Raw genomic sequence first — 23,126 nt, 5'->3', positions numbered from 1 at the left:
CTCGGCTAGGGTCAGGCGTCATGAATCCGACGTCGACCGCAGTGCGCAGCACGATCACGCCTACCCAGCGGGTGATCGGGGCGATCTTGATCATCCCCGCGTTGATCTTGTGGCTGGTCCAGTTGGTGCTGCCGTCGATCCGGACGTTGATCATGAGCCTGCAGCAGGTCAACCCGATCGGGACGCGTGCCGACCAGTTCGTCGGACCGGAGTTCTACGAGCGGCTGCTGCCGGAGATCGCGGCGACCCTGCCCCGGGTGTTGATCTTCGCCGGGCCGGCGATCCTGATCGCGGTCGTGGTCGGCCTGGGCGTCGGCCCGCTGGCGGCCCGCGGCACCAGGCCGGTGCGGATGATCACCCGCGGAATGCTCGGTCTGCTGCTCGTCTGTTACGCGCCGGTCGGCGTCGCGCTCACGTTCGACAGCCGGGCCTTCGCCGACCCGGACACGGCTGGGCTCGCCATCACCGGGATCGTCACGGTCTCGGTGCTCGCGACGGCCGGCGCCGCGGCGGCCCTGGTCTCGCTCGCCGCTTGGCGGTCGGCCTCCGGCCCGGCCACCTGGCTGGCCACGGCGGCGCTGACGCTGGCGGTCGGTCTCGGGCTGGCGATGCAGCTGTTCGCGGTCCCGTACGTCCTCACGGCGGGCGGCCCGAGCCACAGCACCGAGACCCCGCTGATCATGGGCTTCGTGCTCGGCTTCGTGCAGATGCAGTTCGGCGGCGGTGCCGCGGTGATGGTCGTGGCCGGCCTGTTCACCGGGCTGTTCGGGCTGCTCGCGGTGCTGATCATCCTGCTGACGCGCCTCCGGGTGGAGCTCGACCCGCCCGGCACGCCGGACCGCGGCTCGGGCCTCGGCTGGGCCGGGCTGGGCGTCGCGGCACTGTTCCTGGTGATCACGGTCGTGCTGATCGCGCCCTGGCTGGCCGGTAGCGCGCGTCCGGTGCCACCCGACTTCCCGGCCGGGGCCGTGATCAACACCTGGCTGCCGTCGTTCCTCGGCGCCCTGATCCAGCTCGTTGTCGCGCTGGCCGCCGGGATCGGGCTGGGTGCACTGCGGCCGCTCGGCCGGGCCAGCGAATGGGTGCTGTTGCTCTTCGCTCCGTGGTTGCTGGTCGGCCCGGGCCTGCTGGCCCTGCAGCACTTCGACTTCCTGCGCACCCTCGGCCTGCTCAACACGTTCCCGGGGCTGTTCCCGCAGGCCATGATCAACATCCCGGCCGTGGTCGGCTTCACCCTGCTGTTCGCCGGCGTACGCCGGCTCCGGGACAGCGGGGCGCCGGCCGGTGCGGCGCTCGCACCGGTGCTGGGCGGCACGCTGACCACATTCGTGCTGCTCTGGGTGATCCAGGCCCAGGACCTGATCATCGGCTACGTCAGCGGCACCGGGCCGGACTCGATGACCGGGCCGGTGCTGCTCGCGATGGCGCGCAACCAGCGCCAGTTCGCGGGCGCCGGAGATCTACCGCAGGCCCTGAGCACGCCGCTACCGCTGATCATCGTGCTCGGCCTCGCCTCGGTCGCGATCCAGGCGCTGTGCCTGGACCGGCTGCGGCTGGCCACCGGCCCCGACCGCCGAGCCGCCGGCCCGGCCCCGCTCTCGGACCCGGGTGTGGTCACCCCTCCCGCGGACCAGCCTCGTTGAGCCGGGCCGCGCGCAGCACCAGGAAGCGCCGCTCAGGTTCTGCGGTGGCGAGCCGGGCGGCCTCGCGGTAGGCGGTCCGGGCCGCTTCCAGGTCACCGGCCTGCTCCAGCAGGTGGGCCCGGACGGCGTACAGGCGTTGCTGCCCGGCCAGCTCCTCGGCCACCTCGGCGACCACGGCCAGCCCGGCCTGCGGCCCGTCCACCTGGCCCACGGCGACGGCCCGGTTCAGGGTCACCACCGGGCTGCCGGTGATCCGCTCCAGGACTCCGTACAGGGCGACGATGTGCGGCCAGTCGGTGGCCTCCGCCGTCGGAGCGTGATCATGGAGCGAGGCGATGGCGGCCTGCAGCTGGTACTCGCCGATCGGTCGGCGGCCGAACACCTCGTCGAGCAGCAGCCGGCCCTCCGTGATCAACCTCCGGTCCCAGCGCCTGCGATCCTGCTCGGCCAGCGGGACGGGCAGGCCGTCCGGGCCGGTGCGGGCGGCGCGGCGCGCGTCGACCAGGAGCAGCAGGGCGAGCAGTCCGGCCACCTCGCCGTCCTCCGGCAGCAGTCCACGCAGCAAGCGGGTCAGCCGGATCGCCTCGTCGCTCAGGTCGACCCGGTGCAGCTTGTCGCCGGCGGTCGCGGTGTGGCCCTCCGTGAAGATCAGGTAGAGCACGCGGAGCACGGCGGTCAGCCGGGCCGGTCGCTCCTCCGGCGCCGGCGGGGCAAACCGGCCGCCGGCGTTCTTGATCTTGGACTTGGCCCGCGAGATCCGCTGCCCCATCGTCGCCGACGGGACCAGGAAGGCATGGGCGATCTCGTCGGTGGTCAGGCCGCCGACGGCCCGCAGGGTCAGCGCGATGGCCGACGCCGGGGTCAGCGCGGGATGGCAGCAGAGGAACAACAGCGTGAGCGTGTCGTCGGTGTCGGCCACCTCGGCGTCGTCGACGGCCCGCCGCTGATCCTGTTCCTCCCGTTCCCGGCGGGCCAGTTCGCTGCGCCACCGGTCGATCAGCCGGTGGCTCGCGGCGGTGATCAACCAGCCACGCGGATGCTCGGGCACGCCGTCGCGCGGCCACCGCTCCAGCGCGGTGATCATGGCCTCCTGCACCGCGTCCTCGGCACCGTCGAAGTCCCCGTACCGCCGGATGAGCGCGCCGAGGACCTGCGGCGCGAGGGTGCGCAGCAGGTCCTCGATCGCGGGCTGGGCCTCGGGCACGGTCAGGACTGGCCGTCCGCCGTGGCCAGGTAGTCGACCATCTCGTCGGCGTTCGCCGGGCCCTGCTCCATCACCCGGCGGAGCTGGATCGGCTGCTGGGTCGGCTTGCCGCCCGGCCCCGGTACCGCCGAGACCAGGGCGGCGATCTCGATCGCGCGCTGCTCCGTCTCGACGTCGATGACCTGGAAGCCGGCCACCCACTCCTTGAACTCCGTGAACGGCCCGTCGGTGACGACCGGCGTCGTGCCGTCGGAGGTGACCACCTTGGCCACGTCCGGCCCGGTCAGCAGTTCGTGGCGGACCAGTTCGCCGCTGGCGGTCAGCACGTCGTTCAGCCGGCGGTAGTAGTCGAGGTGGGCGGTGATCTCCTCGGGCTTCCACTCCTCCATCGGCTCCTGCACGGCGCCGCCCTCGAAGTTCACGATCAGCAGGTACTTGGTCACGACGTTCTCCTCTGCGGTTGCGCGGTGCCCGGCGGCACCGTCACCCCGGGAACGGGGCCGGCGACGACATTTCGACATCCTCTCAGCGATATGTCGGCGGAGCCCGGCAGGATGCCTGATGTGACCGCACCGACGACCGTGTCCCGAGCCACGCTGAACCGCACCACGCTCGCTCGCCAGGCCCTGCTGGACCGCGCCGACGAGTCCGCCGCGACGATGATCGAGAGGCTGGTCGGCCTGCAGGCCCAGGAGCCGCTGGAGCCGTACGTGGGCCTGTGGTCGAGGCTCGCCGGCTTCGCGCCCGCGGAACTGGTCGGGCTGTTGGAGCGGCGCGAGGCGGTCCGGACCGTCATGATGCGGCGGACGCTGCACCTGCACACGGCGTCCGATGCGCAGCGATTCCGGCCGGTGCACCACGCGATGATCGTGCAACGTACGGCCTCGGCGAGGGCCCGGGAGCTCGGCGGCCTCGACCTGGACCGGCTCGCCGAGGTCGCCACGCCGCGGTTCGACGAGCCCCGGACGACCTCGGAGGTGGCGCGCGCCGTCACCGCCGAGTGGCCGGACGTGCCCATCCCCGCCCTGAGCGACATGATCGGCGTGGTGGTGCCGCTGGTCCAGGTGCCGCCGCGCGGCGTCTGGGGGCAGCGGGCCGCGGCCCGCAACCTGACCCTGTCCGGCTGGCTCGGCGACGCGGCGCCCGTACCGGCGGACGACGTCCTGGACGGGCTCGTCCTGCGCTATCTCGCGGCGTACGGCCCGGCGACCAGTTCCGACGTCCGCGCCTGGTGTGGCCTGGCCGGGCTGCCGGCGGTGATCAAACGGCTCCGGCCGCGGCTGCGCAGCTACCGCGACGAGGCCGGGCGAGAGCTGCTGGATCTCGCCGACGCCGAGCTGGTCCCCGCCGACGCACCCGCGCCGCCGCGGTTCCTGCCCGCCTTCGACAACGTCGTCCTCGGTTTCGCCGACCGGTCCCGGATGATCGACGACGAGCACAAGCACCACAGCGTCGCCGGGGCTCGGTTCGTGTTGCTGGACGGCCGGGTCGCCGGCACCTGGACGAGCACCGGCGACGCCGACTCCGGTGTCACGGTCGAGATCGAGACGTTCGGTCCTCTGTCGAAGCCCGAACGGGCCGCCATGACCGCCGAGGCCGAGGCGCTGGCCGCGTTCCTCGGCGGCGGGACGGCCGGCCGGGTCAGCTACCTTTCCTGAGCGGCTGCCCCTTCGACAGGCTCAGGGAGCAGTCCGCCCGACGCCGTCCAGGAGGGCCCGCAACCCCAGCTCGAACAGCCGGTCCAGGTCGAGGTCGTAGCCGCCCGGGCGTCCCTGCAGCGCCGTGATCACCGTCGTGAACGCCGGGAACCGGCCGGTCCCGGTGAGCGCTCCGAGATCGGGCGTGATCGCGTCGATCCACTCCTCATCGGAGACGCCGCTCGCCTCGGCGGCCCGGGCCTCCGCCTCCAGGTTGGCCGCGATGCCGGTGACGAAGTTGTAGAGCAGCACGTTGGTGTCGAACGCCGCGAGCGGCTCGAGGCCGTGATCGAGCAGGGCTCCGAGCACGATGTCGGAGTACGCCAGCAGGCCCGGTGAGGTCAGCGGCCGGCTCAGCGGCGTCACCTGGGCCAGCCAGGGATGCCGCTGGTGCAACCGCCACATCCCGCGCACGGCGAGTTCGACCCGATCCCGCCAGGCCGGTGGCAGCTCGCCCGGCGGCGGCGACGCCGCGTACACGGCCTCGCTCATCGACGCCAGCAGATCGTCCTTGTCCCGGATGTGCCGATACAGGGCCATCGGCGCCACGCCGAGCCGACCGGCGACGGCACGGATCGAGACCGCGCCCAGGCCTTCGGCATCGGCGAGCGTGACCGCGGCCTGCAGCAGCCGGTCCCGGGCCGGTTCGCCGGTCATCGCGGCCGGCGTCTCGGCGTCCGCCGCGGCCGGCGCGACCACGGTCCCGCTGCGCGGCCGGGTCACCACGACGCCCTCGGTCCGCAGCAGGGTCAAGGCCTTGGCCGCGGTCGCCATGGCGACGCCGGATTCCTTGGCCAGCTGCCGGGTGGACGGGACCCGCTGGCCCGGCCGGAGCTCACCCTCGGCGATCCGCCGGCGCAGGTCCGCCGCGATCACCAGATACGGGGTCTCCGCCACTTCGCTCCCATCTGTTCTAGTACAGATCAGACCGTACGACGCAGAATTCCCAGTTGTCAAAGCGATGTATCTGTGCGTACAGTGTATAGACAGATGGATACGTTGTATTCGACGGAGGAGAACATCATGCAGTCAGTGCTCATCTCGGGCGGCGGCATCGCCGGCCTGCTGTTCGCCGGCGCGCTGCGGCGGCACGGCTTCGCGGTCACCGTCCTGGAGCGGGCGGGCAAGCCGCGCACGACCGGCCAGGCGGTCGACATCCGCGGCGCCGCCCTCGAGGTCATGGACCGACTCGGCTGTCGCGCCGCGCTGGAACAGCGGCGGACCACGCTCCGCGGCATGTCCTGGCTGGACGGCGCCGGCACCGAACAATGGCGGTCGGAGGAGTTCGTGCTGAGCAGCGGCCGGCTGGACGGCGACGACGTGGAGATCCTCCGCGCCGAACTCACCGAACTGCTCGCGGACGACCTGGCCAGGGTGGACGCGGCCAGGGACGACGCCCCGGCCGAACTGATCCACGGCGACTGGATCACCGCGCTGACCGACGGCCCGGACGGGGTCGAGGTCGAGTTCGCCCGCGGCGCACCGAGCCGGTTCGACCTGGTGGTCGGCGCGGACGGGCTCTACTCCGGTGTCCGGCGGCTCGCGTTCGGCCCGCCGGAGCAGTGGCTGCACCATCTCGGCGCCTACCTGGCCGTCTTCGGCGGGCCGAACCTGTTCGAGCTCGATCAGTGGCAGGTCTGGCTGCAGGACCCGGCGGCGACCTACGTCGTCTATCCGACCCGGGACAACGCCGAGGTACGGATCACGGTCGGCTTCGGCTCCGAGCCGATGGAGATCGACCACCGGGACGAGCCCGAGCACCGCAGGCTGATCGCTGAGCGGATCGCGCAGATCCCGTGGCAGGCGGACGCGATGCGATCCACCCTCGACGGTTCGGAGGACTTCCAGTTCGGCGCGATGGCCCAGGTCCGGCTGGACGGCTGGTCCCGCGGCCGGGTCGCGCTGATCGGCGACGCCGCCTCCTGCCCGTCGCCGCTGACCGGCCAGGGCACCAGCCTCGCGATCGTGCAGGCGTACGTCCTGGCCCAGGAACTCGCCCGGCACGCGGCCGAGGCGGACGGCCATCTGGCGGCCTTCCGGGCGTACGAGGAGCGACTGCGGCCGTTCGTCGAGGCGAATCAGGCGCTGGTCGGCGAGGACCGCCAGGCGGCGAACTCCGACGCCGTCGACCGGGTGAAGAACGCGGTCGACCTCGACTGAGCCGCGGTTGCTAGCCTTCCTGACGTCACCGCGACTGGCGTCGGATGGGCCACCATCGGGAAGCACCGGTCGAGAAGTCGTCCGCCTGGGCTTCTCGCGCAGCTCTTCAGGAGTGCCCGATGCAGCTCAGGTACGGACTCAATCCCCATCAGCCGGCCACCGTCGAATCGATCGGCCGACCACCGTTCACCATGATCAACGGCCATCCCTCCATGATCAATCTGCTGGACGCGGCGAACGGCTGGCAGCTCGTCGCCGCGGCCCGGAACCGGCTGGGCCGGCCGGTCGCCGCGTCGATCAAGCACGTCGCCCCGGCCGGCGTCGCCGCAGCCGGGCCACTGGACGAGGTGATCATGGACAACTGGCCGATCGCCGACGCGCCGACCGCGGTCCTGTCGGCCTACCTGCGGGCCCGGGACGCCGATCCGCGGAGCAGCTACGGCGACCTGGTCGCCGTCTCCGACCCGGTCGACCTGGAGCTGGCCCGGTTCCTCGGCGGCGTGATCAGCGACGGGATCGTCGCCCCCGGATACCAGCCGGGCACGGTGGACCTGCTGCGCCGGAAGAAGCGCGGGACGTTCCTGATCATGGAAGCCGACCCGGACGCCATCCGGCCGGCCGAGGAACTCCGGCAGGTCGGCGGGCTGATGATCACCCAGCAGACCGACCTCGACGGCATCACGGCCGATCTGCTGCCGCCGCAGGTGGATCCTGCCGACCGGGACACCGCCCTGCTGGCCATGATCACGGCCCGGCACACGCCGTCCAACACGGTGGTCGCGGCCCGCGACGGCGCCGCGATCGGGATCGCCGCCGGTCAGCAGTCCCGAGTCGACTGCACCCGGCTCGCGGTCGGCAAGGCCACCGCCTGGTGGTTCCGTCGGCATCCGGCGGCCCGGTCGATCACCGGCCCGCCCGGCACCCGGCGCCAGGACCGGCTCAACCTGCAACTGGCGCTGGCCACCGGCGATCCGACGCCGCTCGAGGCGCGGCACCTGCTCGCCGACCTCGGGGACCGGCTGCCGTCGGCGGCCGAACGCGCCGAGTGGCCGGCGGCGCTGGACGGGGTGATCATGGTCCATGACGGCGCCATCCCGTTCCGGGACAATGTCGATCATGCCGCCCGGATCGGCACCACGATGATCATCGAGCCCGGCGGCTCCACGGCCGCGAGGGAGGTCGAGCAGGCCTGCACCGAGCACGGCATCACCCTGGTCCGGACCGGTCGCCGGCTCTTCCTGCACTAGGCCGTCCGCCCTCTCGAGCTGCACTGAGCCATCCACCCTGTCGACCTGCGCTGCGCCGGCCGGCCTCTCGATCCCCTGAGCCGTCCGCCCTCACGATCCCCCTGAGCCGTCCGCCCTCACGATCCCCTGAGCTTGTCGAAGGGCCAGGGGAATCCGTCCCCGCACTTCGACAGGCTCAGTGCGCGTTGGTCACGACCGGCTCAGCGCACGCCGGCCGCGACTGGCCCACCACCCGTTGGGAGCGACCGATCCCACGGCGCGTCGGGCACGACCACCCCACCCGCATCCAGCACGACCGGCCCACCGCGCGTCGGGCACGAGGCCCACCACACGTCGGGAACGACCGGCCCCACTGCGCACGTCGGGCACAGCCAGCCCGCGTCGGCACGACCAACCCACCCCCACGTCGGGCGCGACCAGCCCCACTGCGCTTCGGGCGCTCTTCGACAGGTCCGGCGCGGCGAGTCAGGTCAGGAGCGGGAGCAGGATCTCGTCGACGATCCGGGCGACCTCCGCATCGGGCGACGGCTTGCCGGTCATCAGCAGTCCCTGCAGGATCAGGGCCGGGCCGGTCCGCACCAGCAGCGGTGTGATCTTGTCGGCCGCCAGTTCGCCGCGCTCGACGGCCCGGTCGAGCACCGTGCGGATGATCGCCATCCGGACGGTGATCAACTTTTCCCGGTAGGCCTTGGCCAGTTCGGGTTCGCGCATCAGTTCGACCAGCACCGACACGTCCGGGAAGGCGGTCCGGCCGGCGAGCACGTCGCGCATCCCGCGCAGGCAGGTGATCAGGGATTCCCGGAGGGTTCCGGTCTCCTCGAGCGATCCGCTCAGGTCGGGCAGGGCCGCGTTCAGCGCGTCGATCACCAGGCCCTGCTTGGTCGGCCAGCGCCGGTAGAGCGCCGCCTTACCGGTCCCGGCCCGCGCCGCGACCGCCTCCATCGACAGCCGGGCGTACCCGGTGCCGGAGAGCTCCGCCAGCGTCGCGTCGTGGATCGCCCGGACCAGTTCGTCGCCGCGACGACGAGTCCCCCGGCCCGGAACGCCGTTCACCGCCTTCACCATGCGCCGATAGTAGACGCTTGCGTTCTCTCAAACCCCGATCTACGCTCGACTCATAAGGAACGCTTCCGTCTACTAAGGAGTCGGATGATGAGCGGCGAGATTCTCCGGACCACGGTCTGCATCGCCGGCGGCGGCCCGGCCGGACTGATGCTCGGATTGCTCCTGGCCCGGCAGGGCATCGAGGTGGTCGTGCTGGAGAAGCACGCCGACTTCCTGCGCGACTTCCGCGGCGACACGGTCCATCCTTCGACCCAGCAGGTGCTCGACGAACTCGGCCTGGCCGAGCGGTTCGCCGGGCTGCCGTACCAGCGGGTGGAGCGGGCCGAGACCATGATCGACGGCCGGCCGCTGACCCTGGCCGACTTCGGCAGCCTGCGCACCCGGTACCCCTACATCGCGATGGTCCCGCAGTGGGACCTGCTCAATCTGCTCGCCGAGGAGGCCGAGCGCCACCCGAACTTCCGGCTGCTACGCCGGGCCGAGGCCACCGGCCTGCTCCGGTCCGGCGACCGCGTCACCGGCGTCTCCGTACGGCGAACGGACCGGGACGAACCGCTCGAGGTGCACGCGGCCCTGACCGTCGCCGCCGACGGGCGGCACTCCACCCTGCGCCGCGCCGCGGGCCTGCGCAGCCGCGCCTTCGGGTCCGCGTTCGACGTGCTGTGGTTCCGGGTGTCCCGGTCCGCCGACGACCAGCTGAACGCACTCGGGCTCCGGGTCGCGCAGGGCACGGCCTACGTGGTGGTGCCGCGGACCGCGTACTGGCAGGTCGCCCGGATCATCGGCAAGGGCGCCGCCGCCGACCTGCTGGGCGGCGACATCGGGGCGCTGCACCGGGACTTCCGGACCGCGGTCCCGGAACTGGCCGACCGAGTCGGCGAGGTCACCGGCTGGGACCGGACCAGCGTGCTCGAGGTACGGATCGACCGGCTCCGCCGCTGGCACCGGCCCGGCCTGCTCTGCCTCGGCGACGCCGCCCACGCGATGTCGCCGGTCGGTGGCGTCGGGATCAACCTGGCGGTCCAGGACGCCGTGGCGGCGGCCAACCTGCTCACCCCGGCCCTGCTCGACCACCAGCGCACGGGGTCGCCCATCCATGATCATCAACTGGCGGCGGTGCAGCGCCGGCGGGCATGGCCGACCATGATCACCCAGACCCTGCAACGGGCCGTGCAGCGGTTCGGCGTCGAGCGCGCGCTGAAGGGCGGGCTGAGCTCCAGCCCGGTCCCCCGCCTGCTGCTGCCGCCGATCCGACGGGTGCTCAGCCGGGTGATCGGCCTCGGCGTCCGGCCGGAGCACGTCCGCCGATCATGATCATGATCAGCGGGCGAACAGGTTCCCAGCGACGGTGCCGATGAAGTTGCGCAGCGAGTCGGGCAGGTCGCGCAGGTGCCAGTTGTCCGGGCCGTGATACCAGGACAGGTCGGTGGAGTCGGGATCCTCGTCGGCGTCGGTCGCGACGATCGCGTCCAGCCACCGCTCGGCCCCGCCCAGCACGACCGCGTACGGCAGCACCTCGGACAGCTCGCGCAGCTCCTGGCCGGGCGGCATCTGGTCGGTCGGCTGGCTCAGCAGATCCGACCGGAGCGCCATCAGCCCGGCCTGGACGGCCGCGCCCTTGCCGGTCCGGGCCGGCATCTCCTGGGCCACGAAGACCAGGCCGAGGCCGAGGATCACCAGCGCCAGGCCGACCAGGCCGAAGGTGGTGAACGCGGCCAGCAGGCCGGTCGCGACGACGGCGACGATCAAGCCGGCCAGGGCCAGCTGGGTCCACCGGTTCCGGGTCGAGTCCGGCCGGCGCTCGTACCAGCCGTTGCTGACCACCTGGTCGTACAGCTTGTCCTGGACCTTGTCGATCGAGGCGCGGACCTTGTCGCCCAACTCGGACACCTTGACCTGCCCGCCGGGCGCGGCCAGGCCGTCCAGCAGTTCCACCTCGAACGGGTGCAGGGTGCCGGCGTCGGCGGTCGTGGGCCGGGTCAGCACCCAGTCCGTACGGGCGAACTCCGACTCCCGCGGCAGCTCGGTGATCAACAGGTGACCCCGGACCGCGAGATCGATCAGGCTGGCCGTCACGTCGATCGGGTCGACCCGCTCGTCGACCACGGTGCCGACCTGGCCGGGCCGGATGTCACCGACGACGCGGAACTCGGACTCGCCCTCGCCGACCGGCGCGAACTCGCCCACCTTGGCCACCTGGCCGCCGGGCCGGGCGTCGGCGCCGGCCAGCCGGTGCAGCGCGAACAGTGCGATCCCGCCGAGGACCAGCAGCGCCAGCGCGATGCCGAGCTGCAGCGGACCGGCCGTGAACGCGCGGCCCGGGGTCCACCGAGTCTCGATGTGCTCGTTCGGCACGATCGCGCCCGGCGCGAAGTCGACCCGGATCGCGACCTCTTCGTTCTCGCCGCGCGGCCCGTCCCGGAAGGTCGGGTTGGGGTTGTCGTGGGTGCCACCGGCGGCGAAGTCACAGCTCACCTCGGACCCGGGCGGGCCGGCGGTGCAGTCGATGTTGGCCAACTGGGCCGGGATCGCCACCGTCGCGGTGAACTCGTTGACCTGCAGGCTCAGCCCCTGCAGCAGCCGTACGTCCAGCGCGCTGCTGCCGTAGTCGGCCGCGATCACCGCGCCGGTGACCTGATACGTGAGCTCGAGCTCGGTCGCCCCGTTGGTCGGCAGCGTGACCGTGACGGCCTTGCCGTCCCGATCCTCGGCGACCGCGACGTCGGCCCCGCCGGCCAAGGCCTTGAAACCGCCGACCTGCAGCACCCGCTCGCGGTCGCTGTCCTGTTTCAGCGGCTGCCGCAGCGCGAACCGCTGGGTGACCTGAGCCGGCACCGAACCGCTGAAGACGATCTTCTGCCGCACCTCCAGGACGCCGTCGAGACCGAGATCGGCCTGGACGTCCATCGACGACGCGGTGCCCTCGGCGCGGGCCGGCTGGGCCATCGGGCCGGCCAGCAGGGCCACGGCCAGAGCCGCCAGCAGCAGCGGAAACACGGTCAGCCGAACCAGGCGCCCGGCGCGCGGTGATCTCAACACGCCGTACAGCCTCCCATCAAACGAGGTTCCTGGCGACGTGGACCCGGCGGCGCGCCCCGATTTCCGTCCCGACCAGGCCGGGTCGTCGCGCCGGGCGCCCGCTCCGACTATCGTGGCCGCCGTGACGCAACCGCAGTGGGGAGCCCCGTCGCCCGGACAACGACCGCTCGGACAGCAGTCCTGGCCCGGTCCGCAGTCCTCGGCCCGGCCCGGATTCGGGGCACCGAACGGCTTCACGCCGTACGGGCAGCCGCAGGCCCCTGCCGCGCGCCGCAAGAGCAGCCCGGTCGCCAAGCTGCTCGGCGCCATGATCGTGCTCGCGGTGATCGCCTCGATCGGCCTGGTCGTCACGCTGATCGCCAACCCGGCCCAGGCCGCGTACCAGAACGAGAGCTACCAGGTTCCCGACCCCGATCTCAATCCGCCGGACCTGCCCCAGCCGCAGACGGTGGAGGAGGCCAAGGACGCGATCGAGAACAACCCGTTCTACGACCAGGACGTGCCGATCCCGGTCCGCTGCGACGAAGGCCCGATCGACGTCACCACGGCCGGCGATGCCGAACTGGAGAAGCACCTCAACGAACTCATGGCCTGCCTGGTCCGGGTCTGGGAGCCGCCGGTCACCGGTGGTGGCTGGGAGATCGTCCGCCCGTCCGTCACCGTGTACGGCGAGAAGATCAAGACCAAGTGCGGCGAGATCCCGGTCAACGCGGCCTACTGCGGCGCCGACCAGCAGGTCTACTTCTCCAACCAGCTGGTCCGGGCGCTGCCCGCGGTGAAGGAGAACGAGTGGGTCGCCTACATCATCATCGCGCACGAGTTCGGTCACGCCATCCAGGCCCGGACCAACATCCTGATCTCGGCCAAGGCGCTCGGCGCCGAATCCAAGGACGAGCAGCAGGAACTGCTGATGAGCCGGCGGATCGAGGTCCAGGCCGACTGCCTGTCCTCCATGTTCCTCCGCTCCGTGTCCCGCTCGCTCGACATCCAGCAGGATGATCTCGAGGGCATCGAGGACACCTACAAGGCCATCGGCGACGACACCCTGACCGGCAAGAAGAACGTCGTCGGCAACCACGGCCTGGCCCAGTCCCGCCTCTACTGGGCGAATCAGGGCCTCGGCAGCAGCCAGGTCGGCACCTGCAACACCTACACCGCCGACGAGAAGCTCGTCCGCTGACCCGCGGCGCCGCGTGCGCTGCTCCGGCACCAGCGACGAGAGTGGCCCGTGGCTTCCCCCGAAGTGCCAAGGACCACTCCGCGTCCTTCGAAGAAGCGTAGGGAGCGCGTGTTGACACACCGTGCCCCTCGGTGTGGATGTTTTGCTGTGAGGTAAGGAGATCGAGCCGCGGGAGGGCCATGCGTCGAGACGCCTTCGCCGACGAGTTGCGGCGGGCCATCGGTGCCCGGGGCGTCACGCTGACGTGGCTGCGCGAACGGCTGACCGCCCGCGGCAACACGGTCTCGACCTCGACCCTGAGCTACTGGCAGTCGGGGACCCGCCGCCCCGAAGGCGCAGCTTCGTATGCCGCGGTGAGCGACCTCGAGGAACTGTTGGGACTTGAACCCGGTGCCCTCACCGCGTTGCTCGGGCCGGCGCGGCGGGCCGGGCCCTTCGCCCTCCCGGTGTCCCCGACGCCCGGTGGCCGGAGTCCCTCGGCGGCCCGAGAGGTTCTTGATCAACTCGGCGCCGGCAACCTGTCGAACGTGCGGTCGTTGAACATCCACGTCGTGATCGAGGTCGACGAGCACGGCCACCAGCGCCGGCTGAACGAACGCCGCCTGCTGCAGGCGACCTCGGGCGTCGTCACCACGTTTCCCTATCCTGCTGGTCGCTCCCACGCCGAAGGCCCGGCTGCCGGTCATCACCGCCTTGATGGGCTGCGCTGTCGTACGCACCCACGTCCACCCGAACCAGCAGGTGTTCGGCGCAGCCCTTGAGCTGGCCGAACCGATCGCCACCGGGGAGACGGCGCCGGTGGAGATCGCGGTCGACGTGTCGACCGGGACCTCGGGCGAGAACGAGTACGTGATGCGGCTGGTCCGCCCGGTCCGGGAGTTCCTGCTCTGGATCAGATTCCATCCGGACAAGACACCGGTCTGGCACGAGGAGTTCTCGACCACCGGCGGCCGGGAAAGCAGTCAGCCGGTGGAGCACGGCGACGCCCGGCCGGTGACCTCCCTGCATCTGGCGCGCAGCGGCTTCGGGCCGGGCACGATCGGGCTGCGGTGGCGGTTTTCCGATCAGGGGACGTAGATCAGGGCGGTGGCGACGGCGGCGATGCCCTCGCCGCGACCGGTGAGGCCCAGGCCGTCGGCGGTCGTACCGGAGACGGAGACGGGGGCGCCCACAGCGGATCCGAGCACCTGCTCGGCCTCGGCGCGGCGCGGGCCGATCTTGGGGCGGTTGCCGATCACCTGGATGGCGACGTTGCCGATCTCGTAGCCGGCGGCGCGGACCAGGCGGGCGGTCTCGGTCAGGAACGCGACACCGTCGGCCCCGCTCCACTCGGGGCGGTCGGTGCCGAAGTTGGAGCCGAGATCGCCCAGGCCGGCCGCGCCGAGCAGCGCGTCGCAGGCGGCATGGGCGGCGACGTCGCCGTCCGAGTGGCCGTGCAGGCCGGCCGGCTCATCGGGGAAGATCAGCCCGGCAAGCGCCATCGCCCGCCCCCGCTCGAGACGGTGGACGTCGACACCAATGCCGGTGCGTACGTTCATCTCGAGTGGAGACGGGCGATGGATGTGTCGATGACTACGGCTGGATCAGGACGCGAGGACCTCGTCCAGCAGGATCTCCGCCTTGTCCTCCTCGACCCGCTCGGCCAGAGCGAGTTCGGAGACCAGGATCTGGCGAGCCTTGGCGAGCATCCGCTTCTCGCCGGCGGAGAGGCCGCGCTCACGCTCGCGACGCCACAGGTCGCGAACGACCTCGGCGACCTTCATGACGTTGCCGGAGTGCAGCTTCTCGAGGTTGGCCTTGTAACGCCGCGACCAGTTGGTCGGCTCCTCGGTGTGTGGGGCCCGCAGGACGTTGAACACCCGTTCGAGTCCGTCGGCGTCGACGACGTCCCGCACGCCGACGAGGTCGAGGTTGCAGGCCGGAACCCGCACAACCAGATCGTTTTGTCCGACGATGCGCAGAACCAGATAGAGCTTGTCTTCGCCCTTGATTTGGCGGGTTTCGATGTCCTCGATGACAGCGGCCCCATGATTGGGGTAAACCACCGTTTCGCCGACTGTAAAGGTCATGTTGTTTTGTACCCCTTTCGCAGGCTCAAGTTTACCACGGAGACGGGGCCTCCCCGGGAGATGTTTTCGCTAGCCAGAGGCCAATAACGAGCGCTGTCCACAGCTTGACAAAGGACTTGAACTGTGCGTCCCGTCACCGCTTGTCGACACCTCCAGGCCGGTTCTGCAAAGCGGCCCCGCCGACCGCGGATGAGGATCGTACCGCCCAAGAAGGATGCCCGTCGAGACCTCGGCGTGATCGACCGCTAGGCTTCAGCCGACCGTTCCGTTGACCTGCCAGGAGTGAATCGTGCCCTCGTCGGTGCCCTTCGCGTCGCTTCCCTCCGCGACCCGTCCCCGCCGTCTCGCCCGGGCCGGAGCAGCGGCGATCCTTGCCGCGACGCTGACCCTGGCCGCCGGCTGCGGCTTCGACGTGCAGACCAACCAGCCGTACACGCCGGCCGAGGGGATCAACGCCAACGTCGGCAGCCGGAGCGAGCCGGTGGGCGTCCGCAACCTGCTGATCGTCAGCAAGGAGCCCGGCAAGGGCTTCGTCTCGGCCAGCCTCATCGCGACCAAGAGCGACATCCTGCAGCGGATCACCGGGCGCGCCTACCTCGCCGACGGCTCGGCCGGCACGCCGCTCACCGCGACCCTCCCCGGTCCGGTCACCCTCAACCCCGGCACGCTCACGGTGCTGACCAGCGAGCGGCTGATCGAGGTCACCGGCAGCGACCTGCGCGCCGGGCTGGAGGCCGAACTGACACTCACGTTCGCGACCGCCGGTGAGGTGACCGTCCGCGTCCCGGTGGTGTCCGCCGAGGATCCGCAGTTCGCGACGATCTCCCCGTCGCCGTCCGCCTCGCCCTCGCCCTCGCCGACGGCGACCAACTGACCGGAGTCGCGGTCAGCCGCGCGGGACCAGCATCCGCAGCGCGTCGACGGCGGCCTCCCGCAGGGCCCCGCTCGCCTCGGCATCGCCGGCGAGATGCCGCAGCAGAGCCTGCTGGAACAACCCGTCCAGCACCGCGTACGCGGCCGCCGGCGGCAGCACCGGCTCAGTGCCGGCCAGCTCGCCGTACTTGCTGACAACGCGCCAGATCATCGCCTCCCGGCGCGCATCGATGTCGATCACGTCGGCCCGGAACGAGTCCTCGAACAGGCTCTGGTTGCGCAGGTCGTACCAGAGCCGGTGCATCGGGGCCTCGCCGCTCAGCGTCGCGGCCATCGCCGCCGCGAAGTCGCGTTCCAGCCCGTCGGCGGCGGTCGCGGCGGCCACCAGCTCGTCGTAGCGGGTGACGCAGACCTCCTCGTACTGCCGGACGGCCTGCGTGATCAGGTCGACCTTGTCGCTGAAGTAGTAGTGCAGGACGCCGTGCGAGAAGGGCGAGTTCTGCGCGATCTCGCGCAGGCTGGTCCGCGCATAGCCGAGTTCGGCCAGGGTCTGCAGGGTCGCGGTGGCGAGCTCCGCCCGCCGCTCCGCGAACTTGTCGACCTGACGGCGTGAGACGCGGTCGCGATTGCGCTCCGACACCTCGGTCACGGTGGGGTCTCCCGATCAGCCAGGCTCCCCCGTCCCAGGGGGCTGTCGTGAGTCTAACCCCGCGGGCGGGCATCCCATCGACGAGATCTTGACAGTTGTCCAGGTTTTCCTTGACAACTGTCAAGGGAGAATTACGCTGAGCCCACGCCAACCGTCATCTCGAGGAGGAGATGTTCATGGGTTCCTACGATCTGACCAGCCGGAAGGCGCTGGTGACGGGCGGGGCCCGTGGCCTCGGCGCCGGCATGGCGAGAGCGCTGCGGGAGGCCGGTGCCGACCTGGTGATCGGCGACGTCCAGGAGGACCTCGGCCGCGCCACGGCGGACGAGCTCAACGCGGCCGGAGAGGGCGGCAAGGTCGGCTTCGTCCGGCTCGACGTCACCGACGACGCCAGCTGGGAGGAGGCCGTCCGGCAGACGATCGAGCAGCTCGGCGGGCTCGACATCATGATCAACAACGCCGGCGTCGAGATCACCAGCCTGGTGGTCGACCTCGATGCCGAGAGCGTCCGCCGGATGCTCGACGTGAATCTTCTCGGAACCGCGCTGGGCCTCAAACACGCGTTCCGAGCCATGCGGCCGGGCGGACCGGCCGGTACCGGGGGCGCGGTGGTCAACATCGCGTCCGTTGCTGCGACCATCGCGTTCCCCGGCATCGCCGTCTACTCGGCCACCAAGTCCGGCGTCGACCGGCTGACCCGGGTGGCCGCGATGGAGTCCGGCAAGCTCGGCTACGGGGTCCGGGTGAACACCATCTATCCCGGCCTGGTGCCGACCGAGATGGGCAACCAGCTGGCCCAGGACGTGGCGCGGCTGGGGCTGTTCCCGAGCGTCGAGGAGGCGGTCGGCGCGGTCGTCTCGCTGACCCCGGAGGGCCGGCTCGGCGAGGTCACCGACATGGCCGACGCGGTGGTCTTCCTGGTCTCGGACTCGGCCCGCTTCATCACCGGGGCCGGGCTGCCGGTCGACGGCGGCATGGGGATGTGAGGCGGCGATGACCGAGAAGCCCCCCGTCGTCGTGTACGGCGCGTCCGGCTACACCGGCCGGCTGGTGGCCGAATACCTCCGCGAGTACGGGGTGCCGTTCATCGCGGCCGGCCGGGACAAGAAGCGGATCCAGGACGCGCTGGACCGGATCCCGGGCCTGGACACCGTCGAGCACGAGGTGGTCGAGGTGGCCCACGAGACCGGGCCGCTGAGCGAGCTGTTCCAGGGCGCCCGGGTGGTCTGCAACACGGTCGGCCCGTTCGCCGGGCTCGGCCGGCCGGTGGTCGAGGCCTGCCTGGCCACCGGCTGCCACTACCTGGACACCACCGGCGAGCAGGACTGGCTGATCGCCGGCGAGGCCGAGTACGGGGAGCGGATGGCCGAACGCGGCCTGCTGTTCTCCCCCGGCCTGGCCCAGATGTACACGACCGGCGAGATCGCGGCCCAGCTGTGCCTCGAGCAGCCGGGCCTGGACACCCTCGACATCCTCGTGTTCTGGAAGGGCTTCCCCACCGTGGCGTCGACGTTGACCATCCTGGCCAACGCGACGCTGGCGAAGGCGTACTACCTGGAGCAGAACGCCTACGTCGAGTGGCCGGCGGACGGCGAACTGCATCAGGTCGTCGTCCCCGGCCACCACGAGGTCGGGCTGGCGCTCCCCTGGGGCGGCACCTCGCACCCGGTCTGGTTCAAGCGCGATCCGCGGGTGGCCAACGTCAGGGTGCTCGGCGGCGTGTTCGACCGGCAGCTGATGCAGGGCGTGCCGCAGATCGTCAAGGTGACCGTCCAGCAGACCGCCGGCCTGGGGCCGGACGAGACCCAGCAGGTGCTGAACCAGACCGCCGCGGCGGTCCGCAGCGAGATGCCGCCCCGGGAGAACACCCGGGTGAACACCTCGCTCGACTCCGTGCACGCGTCCGGGCCGATGGGCCGGGCGCACTGTGTGATCCACGGGGTGAACAACTACAAACAGACCGGGCTGCTGCAGGCGTACGCCGCGTACGCGCTGCTGCAGGGATCCCCGGACCGGGTCGGCTTCGCGTCGGGCTGCCAGGCCTTCGGGCATCGGGAGCTGCTCGGCGTGCTGCGCACCTTCGGTCTGGTCCAGGATCCGGTCCTGACGGTGACGTAGTCCCGACGGACGGGGACGATCGTGCGCCTGACGGACTATCTGGACAAGGGCGCGTCGCTCGGCGGCGACGCGCCCTGCCTGATCATGGACGAGACCACGCTCAGCTACGACGACGTACGGCGACTGTCCTGGCGGGTGGCCCGGGCCCTCGACCGGTCCGGGGTACGACCGGGCGACAAGGTCGCCGTCCTCTCCGCGAACGACCCGGTCGCGTTCGGCTGCGTCTTCGGCATCGCCCGGGCGGGCGCGGTCTGGTGCCCGGTCAATCCGCGCAGCGAGGCCGCCGAGAACCGGGGCCTGCTCGACCTGTTCGACTGCAGCTGCCTGATCTTCCAGGAGTCGTTCGCGCCGCTGGTGACCAAGATCATCGGCGAGCTGCCGAGGCTGCACACCGTCGTCTGCCTCGACGGCGAGCCGGCCGGCGCGGTGTCCCTGGACGCCTGGCTGGGCGGGGTCGACGACGAGCCGTTCGAGCCGGACCCGGTCGACGAGCTCGCGATGCTGGTCGGCACCGGCGGTACCACCGGCCGGCCGAAGGGCGTTCAGCTGACCGGCCGGAACCTGGAGACGATGACGGCGCTGACCTTGATCAGCTACCCGTTCCATGACCGTCCGCGCTATCTGGCCTTCGCGCCGCTGACCCATGCCGCCGGAGTGCTCTGTTTCCCGGTCCTGGCGCTCGGCGGCCGGATCGTGATCATGCCGAAGCCGGACCTCGGCCGGTTCCTCGACCTGGTCGGCCGGCACCGGATCACGCACGCCTTCCTGCCGCCGACGATCATCTACATGCTCCTTGATCATCCGGAGCTGCCGGCCGCCGATCTCTCCTCCCTGCAATGCCTCTGGTACGGCGCCGCGCCGATGTCCGCCAGCCGGCTGGCGGAGGCGATCGGGAAGCTCGGGCCGGTTCTCGGTCAGTTGTTCGGGCAGACCGAGGCGCCGATGATGATCTCCACGCTGGCGCCGGCCGAGCACCTGCACCCGGACGGCAGCCTCGCCCTGGAACGGTTCTCCTCCGCGGGCCGGCCGACGCCACTCACCCAGGTCGCGATCATGGCCGAGGACGGCACCCTGCTGGGGACCGGCGAGCGGGGCGAGGTGGTGGTCCGCGGCTCGCTGGTGATGGCCGGCTACTACCAGGACCCGGCGGCGACGGCCGAGGCGAGCCGCTACGGCTGGCACCACACCGGCGACATCGGCTACCTGGACACCGACGGCTACCTGTTCCTGGTCGACCGGGCCAAGGACATGATCATCACCGGCGGCTTCAACGTCTACTCGGCCGAGGTCGAGCAGGTGCTGCTGGCCCATCCGAGCATCCAGGACTGCGCCGTCGTCGGCCTGCCGGACGAGAAGTGGGGCGAACGGGTGACCGCGGTCCTGCAGCCGTACCCGGGCGTGACGCTCGACCCGGAGGCGGCCCGGTTCTACGCCCGGGAACGGCTCGGCGGGGTGAAGGCGCCGAAGCAGATCGAGATCTGGGCCGACCTTCCCCGATCGGCGGTCGGCAAGGTGCTGAAGAAGGAGATCCGGAGCCGGCTGCTGGACCGGGGCGGGGATCAGGCCCCGTAGGTGACCTCGTCGCTGAACAGGCTGCTGACCGACTCCCCGCAGTGGATCCGGTTGACCGCCTCGGCGAACAACGGCGCGACCGAGCGGGTCACCATCTGCGGCAGCCGCTTCTCCGCCGGCAGCGGCACCGTGTTGGTGATCAGGATCTCCTCGACGTCGGCCTCGGCCCGCAGCCGGTCGATGGCCGGGCCCGTGAACAGGCCGTGCGTACAGGCCAGCGAGAACCGTTCGATGCCCTCGGCCCGCAGCATCGCCAGCAGCTCGACGATCGACCCGGCGGTGGCGATCTCGTCGTCCAGCACGATCGCGTGCTTCCGGCCGTGCAGGTCGCCGACGATCCGTTCGATGATCACCTTGTCGTCGGCGATCCGCTTCTTCGAGCCGGCGATCACCTCGAGCCCGAGCTTCCGGGCGAAGTCGGTGGCCACCTTCGCGTTGCCGAGGTCCGGCGAGACGACGATCGACTCGGTCAGGTCGCGGCCGGTGAAGTGCTCGGCCAGCTCGGCGGTCGCGCTCAGATGATCGACGGGTACGGAGAAGAAGCCGTGCACCTGGGGCGCGTGCAGCGCCATCGTGAGCACCCGGCCGGCGCCGGCGGTGGCCAGCATGTCGGCGACCAGCCGGCCGCCGATCGAGATCCGCGGTGCGTCCTTCTTGTCCGACCGGGCATAGCTGTAGTGCGGGATGATCGCGGTGATCTGGGCCGCCGAGGCGCCGCGGGCGGCGTCCAGCATGAGCAGCAGCTCCATCAGGTGCTCCTGGACCGGCTCGACCAGCGGCTGGACCAGGTAGACGTCCCGCTGCCGGCAGTTCGCCCGCAACTGCACCTGCAGACAGTCGTTGCTGAACCGGGTGGTCCGCGACGGGGAGAGCGGGATGCCGAGGATCTGGCACATCTCCTTGGCGAACGCGGGGTGGGCGGAACCGGAGAAGACGGTGATGTCGCCAGTCACGGCACCACCGTATCCGCTGCCCGCGTCCGGAGCGAAACGCCGGTCTCCGGCTCCGCAATCCCCGCGTAACGAATCGGGTTTAGAGTCCGGTCATGGCGGACCTCTTCGACGGCTACCCGACGGGTGTGAGTTGGGACGAGGCGTTCGCCGCGTCCGATGAGACAAGGCACTCGTACGAGCCCGTACTCAATGCGTTGCGGCCGCTCGGCACCGAGGAACTGCGGCCGCGGGTCGACGCCCTGGCCCGGACCTTCATGAAGCAGGGCGTCACCTTCGCCTACGACGGGCAGGAGCGGCCGTTCCCGGTCGACATCGTGCCGCGGGTGCTGGACGCCGAGGAGTGGGACCTGATCGACCGCGGCGTGCAGCAGCGGGTCCGTGCCCTGGAGGCCTTCCTGGCCGACGTGTACGGACCCGGCAACGCGATCAAGGACGGCGTGGTGCCGCGCGAGGTCGTCGTCACGTCGCGGCACTTCCACCGCGAGACGTACGGCATCGAGCCGCCGAACGGGGTCCGGATCCAGGTGTCCGGGATCGACCTGGTCCGCGACGTCGACGGCCGGTTCCGGGTGCTCGAGGACAACGTCCGGGTGCCGTCCGGGGTCAGCTACGTGATCGAGAACCGGCACGCGCTGACCCAGGTGCTGCCGGAGGCGTTCGGCACCTCCCGGGTCCGCCCCGTCGCCGGGTACGCCAACCAACTGCTGGCCGCGCTGCGCGCCGCGGCACCGGCCGGGGTGGCCGACCCGACGGTGGTCGTCCTGACGCCCGGCGTGCACAACGCCGCCTACTTCGAGCACGCACTGCTGGCCCGGCTGATGGGCGTCGAGCTGGTCGAGGGACGGGACCTGATCTGCGCCGGCAACCGGGTCTTCATGCCGACCACGTCCGGCGACCGGCCGGTGCACGTGATCTACCGCCGGATCGACGACGAGTTCATCGACCCGGTGCAGTTCCGCCCGGACTCGATGCTCGGCTGCCCGGGGCTGGTCAACGCGGCCCGGGCCGGTCACGTGGTGATCGCGAACGCGCTCGGCAACGGCGTCGCGGACGACAAGTTGATCTACACCTACGTGCCGGACCTGGTCCGCTACTACCTCTCCGAGGAGCCGCTGCTGCCGAACGTGGACACCTACCGGCTGGGCGATCCGGACGTCCTCGACGACGTACTGGGCCGTCTTGATCAACTCGTGCTGAAGCCGGTCGACGGCTCCGGCGGGAAGGGCCTGGTGATCGGTCCGCAGGCCGACGAGCCGACCCTGGCCGAGTTGCGGACCAAGATCATCGCCGACCCGCGGGCCTGGATCGCGCAGCCGGTGGTGCCGATGTCGACGGTGCCGACGTTCGTCGACGCCGGGTTCCGGCCGCGGCATGTCGATCTGCGCCCGTTCGCGGTGAACGACGGCGACCAGGTCTGGGTGCTGCCGGGCGGGCTGACCCGGGTGGCGCTCGGCGACGGCGCGCTGGTGGTGAACTCCAGCCGGGGCGGCGGCTCGAAGGACACCTGGGTGCTGGCGGCGCGCGATCAGCCGACCGACTCCGGCGGGCCGGGCGGTCCGCTCGGCGTACCGGAGGAACCGCCGCCGGCCGAGCCGAGCCGGCCGCAGGATCCTGGCCCGGCCCTGGAGTCCGCCGCGTCCCAGCAGCAGCAGTGATC

General features: G+C 71.3%; 22 protein-coding genes and 1 riboswitch. Of the genes, 13 read left to right on the top strand and 9 right to left on the bottom strand.

What is annotated here, in order from left to right; all coding sequences use genetic code 11:
• Positions 1-20 precede the first annotated feature (20 nt).
• Positions 21-1,643, top strand: coding sequence for an ABC transporter permease family protein (locus AC6CCG_RS01895; protein ID WP_496652750.1), 1,623 nt, complete (start codon positions 21-23; stop codon positions 1,641-1,643).
• Here the strand turns inward: AC6CCG_RS01895 and AC6CCG_RS01890 are convergent.
• Together AC6CCG_RS01890 and AC6CCG_RS01885 are read right to left on the bottom strand one after the other, a co-directional pair.
• Complete coding sequence (locus AC6CCG_RS01890) at positions 1,615-2,847, bottom strand: RNA polymerase sigma factor (RefSeq protein WP_496652749.1); 1,233 nt, start codon at positions 2,845-2,847, stop codon at positions 1,615-1,617. The genes AC6CCG_RS01895 and AC6CCG_RS01890 overlap by 29 nt on opposite strands.
• Before the next feature lie 2 nt (positions 2,848-2,849).
• The gene (locus AC6CCG_RS01885) at positions 2,850-3,290 is read right to left on the bottom strand and encodes a YciI family protein (protein ID WP_496652748.1); all 441 of its coding nucleotides are present in this window, start codon (positions 3,288-3,290) and stop codon (positions 2,850-2,852) included.
• Between the two features lie 120 nt (positions 3,291-3,410).
• Between AC6CCG_RS01885 and AC6CCG_RS01880 the strand changes: the two genes are divergently transcribed.
• Positions 3,411-4,505, top strand: coding sequence for a winged helix DNA-binding domain-containing protein (locus tag AC6CCG_RS01880; protein WP_496652747.1), 1,095 nt, complete (start codon positions 3,411-3,413; stop codon positions 4,503-4,505).
• 21 nt (positions 4,506-4,526) lie between these two features.
• Here AC6CCG_RS01880 and AC6CCG_RS01875 read toward each other — a convergent pair whose 3' ends face one another.
• The gene (locus AC6CCG_RS01875) at positions 4,527-5,441 is read right to left on the bottom strand and encodes a GntR family transcriptional regulator (RefSeq protein ID WP_496652746.1); all 915 of its coding nucleotides are present in this window, start codon (positions 5,439-5,441) and stop codon (positions 4,527-4,529) included.
• Positions 5,442-5,567: 126 nt separating this feature from the next.
• On the opposite strand from AC6CCG_RS01875, the gene AC6CCG_RS01870 reads away from it, so the two are divergent.
• Both AC6CCG_RS01870 and AC6CCG_RS01865 read left to right on the top strand, forming a co-directional pair.
• Complete coding sequence (locus AC6CCG_RS01870; protein ID WP_496652745.1) at positions 5,568-6,704, top strand: FAD-dependent monooxygenase; 1,137 nt, start codon at positions 5,568-5,570, stop codon at positions 6,702-6,704.
• Positions 6,705-6,724: 20 nt separating this feature from the next.
• Positions 6,725-6,802, top strand: a riboswitch (ZMP/ZTP riboswitch).
• A 21-nt stretch (positions 6,803-6,823) separates the two neighbouring features.
• On the top strand, positions 6,824-7,951 hold the full coding sequence (locus tag AC6CCG_RS01865; protein WP_496652744.1) for a 5-aminoimidazole-4-carboxamide ribonucleotide transformylase: 1,128 nt from the start codon (positions 6,824-6,826) through the stop codon (positions 7,949-7,951).
• A 465-nt stretch (positions 7,952-8,416) separates the two neighbouring features.
• On the opposite strand, the gene AC6CCG_RS01860 is transcribed toward AC6CCG_RS01865, so the two are convergent.
• Positions 8,417-9,016: a TetR/AcrR family transcriptional regulator gene (locus tag AC6CCG_RS01860; protein WP_496652743.1), complete on the bottom strand. Its 600-nt coding sequence runs from the start codon at positions 9,014-9,016 to the stop codon at positions 8,417-8,419.
• An 84-nt stretch (positions 9,017-9,100) separates the two neighbouring features.
• Between AC6CCG_RS01860 and AC6CCG_RS01855 the strand changes: the two genes are divergently transcribed.
• Complete coding sequence (locus AC6CCG_RS01855) at positions 9,101-10,330, top strand: FAD-dependent oxidoreductase (RefSeq protein ID WP_496652742.1); 1,230 nt, start codon at positions 9,101-9,103, stop codon at positions 10,328-10,330.
• 6 nt (positions 10,331-10,336) lie between these two features.
• On the opposite strand, the gene AC6CCG_RS01850 is transcribed toward AC6CCG_RS01855, so the two are convergent.
• Positions 10,337-12,055, bottom strand: coding sequence for a DUF2207 domain-containing protein (locus AC6CCG_RS01850; RefSeq protein WP_496652740.1), 1,719 nt, complete (start codon positions 12,053-12,055; stop codon positions 10,337-10,339).
• A 121-nt stretch (positions 12,056-12,176) separates the two neighbouring features.
• Between AC6CCG_RS01850 and AC6CCG_RS01845 the strand changes: the two genes are divergently transcribed.
• The 3 genes from AC6CCG_RS01845 to AC6CCG_RS01835 all read left to right on the top strand — a co-directional run bounded on the left by AC6CCG_RS01845 (position 12,177) and on the right by AC6CCG_RS01835 (position 14,312).
• Positions 12,177-13,235 carry a neutral zinc metallopeptidase gene (locus AC6CCG_RS01845; RefSeq protein WP_496652739.1) on the top strand — a complete coding sequence of 353 codons (1,059 nt, stop codon included), beginning with the start codon at positions 12,177-12,179 and terminating at the stop codon, positions 13,233-13,235.
• Between the two features lie 179 nt (positions 13,236-13,414).
• Positions 13,415-13,996, top strand: a complete 582-nt coding sequence (locus AC6CCG_RS01840) for a hypothetical protein (protein WP_496652738.1) — start codon at positions 13,415-13,417, stop codon at positions 13,994-13,996.
• The gene (locus tag AC6CCG_RS01835) at positions 13,977-14,312 is read left to right on the top strand and encodes a hypothetical protein (RefSeq protein WP_496652737.1); all 336 of its coding nucleotides are present in this window, start codon (positions 13,977-13,979) and stop codon (positions 14,310-14,312) included. The genes AC6CCG_RS01840 and AC6CCG_RS01835 overlap by 20 nt, the downstream gene beginning before the upstream one ends.
• On the opposite strand, the gene ispF is transcribed toward AC6CCG_RS01835, so the two are convergent.
• Positions 14,300-14,773 carry a 2-C-methyl-D-erythritol 2,4-cyclodiphosphate synthase gene (ispF, locus tag AC6CCG_RS01830; RefSeq protein WP_496652736.1) on the bottom strand — a complete coding sequence of 158 codons (474 nt, stop codon included), beginning with the start codon at positions 14,771-14,773 and terminating at the stop codon, positions 14,300-14,302. The genes AC6CCG_RS01835 and ispF overlap by 13 nt on opposite strands.
• A 45-nt stretch (positions 14,774-14,818) precedes the next feature.
• Positions 14,819-15,304, bottom strand: coding sequence for a CarD family transcriptional regulator (locus AC6CCG_RS01825; protein ID WP_179754700.1), 486 nt, complete (start codon positions 15,302-15,304; stop codon positions 14,819-14,821).
• 289 nt (positions 15,305-15,593) lie between these two features.
• On the opposite strand from AC6CCG_RS01825, the gene AC6CCG_RS01820 reads away from it, so the two are divergent.
• The gene (locus AC6CCG_RS01820) at positions 15,594-16,178 is read left to right on the top strand and encodes a hypothetical protein (RefSeq protein ID WP_496652735.1); all 585 of its coding nucleotides are present in this window, start codon (positions 15,594-15,596) and stop codon (positions 16,176-16,178) included.
• A gap of 12 nt (positions 16,179-16,190) precedes the next feature.
• On the opposite strand, the gene AC6CCG_RS01815 is transcribed toward AC6CCG_RS01820, so the two are convergent.
• The gene (locus tag AC6CCG_RS01815; protein ID WP_496652734.1) at positions 16,191-16,826 is read right to left on the bottom strand and encodes a TetR/AcrR family transcriptional regulator; all 636 of its coding nucleotides are present in this window, start codon (positions 16,824-16,826) and stop codon (positions 16,191-16,193) included.
• A gap of 176 nt (positions 16,827-17,002) precedes the next feature.
• Here AC6CCG_RS01815 and AC6CCG_RS01810 point away from each other — a divergent pair, with 176 nt between their 5' ends.
• The 3 genes from AC6CCG_RS01810 to AC6CCG_RS01800 are packed head-to-tail and all read left to right on the top strand — an operon-like array spanning position 17,003 to position 20,516.
• The gene (locus tag AC6CCG_RS01810; protein WP_496652733.1) at positions 17,003-17,812 is read left to right on the top strand and encodes an SDR family NAD(P)-dependent oxidoreductase; all 810 of its coding nucleotides are present in this window, start codon (positions 17,003-17,005) and stop codon (positions 17,810-17,812) included.
• A gap of 7 nt (positions 17,813-17,819) precedes the next feature.
• Positions 17,820-18,944 carry a DUF5938 domain-containing protein gene (locus AC6CCG_RS01805; RefSeq protein ID WP_496652731.1) on the top strand — a complete coding sequence of 375 codons (1,125 nt, stop codon included), beginning with the start codon at positions 17,820-17,822 and terminating at the stop codon, positions 18,942-18,944.
• A 21-nt stretch (positions 18,945-18,965) separates the two neighbouring features.
• Entirely contained in the window at positions 18,966-20,516 is a 1,551-nt protein-coding gene (locus tag AC6CCG_RS01800; RefSeq protein ID WP_496652730.1) for an AMP-binding protein, read from the top strand.
• Here AC6CCG_RS01800 and AC6CCG_RS01795 read toward each other — a convergent pair.
• On the bottom strand, positions 20,504-21,469 hold the full coding sequence (locus AC6CCG_RS01795; protein WP_496652729.1) for a ribose-phosphate diphosphokinase: 966 nt from the start codon (positions 21,467-21,469) through the stop codon (positions 20,504-20,506). The genes AC6CCG_RS01800 and AC6CCG_RS01795 overlap by 13 nt on opposite strands.
• Positions 21,470-21,561: 92 nt before the next feature.
• On the opposite strand from AC6CCG_RS01795, the gene AC6CCG_RS01790 reads away from it, so the two are divergent.
• Positions 21,562-23,124 (top strand): circularly permuted type 2 ATP-grasp protein, encoded by a 1,563-nt coding sequence (locus AC6CCG_RS01790; RefSeq protein WP_496652728.1) that lies wholly within the window; start codon positions 21,562-21,564, stop codon positions 23,122-23,124.
• Positions 23,125-23,126: the final 2 nt, after the last annotated feature.

This window comes from Microlunatus sp. YIM B11417 (assembly GCF_059617205.1).
Note: the sequence above shows the minus strand (reverse complement) of the source record. Positions and strands in the feature narration are given on the sequence as shown.

Coding starts and splice junctions, on each gene's coding strand:
- AC6CCG_RS01810 (WP_496652733.1), top strand. CDS start 17,003: ATGGGTTCCTACGATCTGACCAGCCGGAAGGCGCTGGTGACGGGCGGG.
- ispF (WP_496652736.1), bottom strand. CDS start 14,773: ATGAACGTACGCACCGGCATTGGTGTCGACGTCCACCGTCTCGAGCGG.
- AC6CCG_RS01805 (WP_496652731.1), top strand. CDS start 17,820: ATGACCGAGAAGCCCCCCGTCGTCGTGTACGGCGCGTCCGGCTACACC.
- AC6CCG_RS01825 (WP_179754700.1), bottom strand. CDS start 15,304: ATGACCTTTACAGTCGGCGAAACGGTGGTTTACCCCAATCATGGGGCC.
- AC6CCG_RS01860 (WP_496652743.1), bottom strand. CDS start 9,016: ATGGTGAAGGCGGTGAACGGCGTTCCGGGCCGGGGGACTCGTCGTCGC.
- AC6CCG_RS01855 (WP_496652742.1), top strand. CDS start 9,101: ATGATGAGCGGCGAGATTCTCCGGACCACGGTCTGCATCGCCGGCGGC.
- AC6CCG_RS01865 (WP_496652744.1), top strand. CDS start 6,824: ATGCAGCTCAGGTACGGACTCAATCCCCATCAGCCGGCCACCGTCGAA.
- AC6CCG_RS01840 (WP_496652738.1), top strand. CDS start 13,415: ATGCGTCGAGACGCCTTCGCCGACGAGTTGCGGCGGGCCATCGGTGCC.
- AC6CCG_RS01790 (WP_496652728.1), top strand. CDS start 21,562: ATGGCGGACCTCTTCGACGGCTACCCGACGGGTGTGAGTTGGGACGAG.
- AC6CCG_RS01895 (WP_496652750.1), top strand. CDS start 21: ATGAATCCGACGTCGACCGCAGTGCGCAGCACGATCACGCCTACCCAG.
- AC6CCG_RS01870 (WP_496652745.1), top strand. CDS start 5,568: ATGCAGTCAGTGCTCATCTCGGGCGGCGGCATCGCCGGCCTGCTGTTC.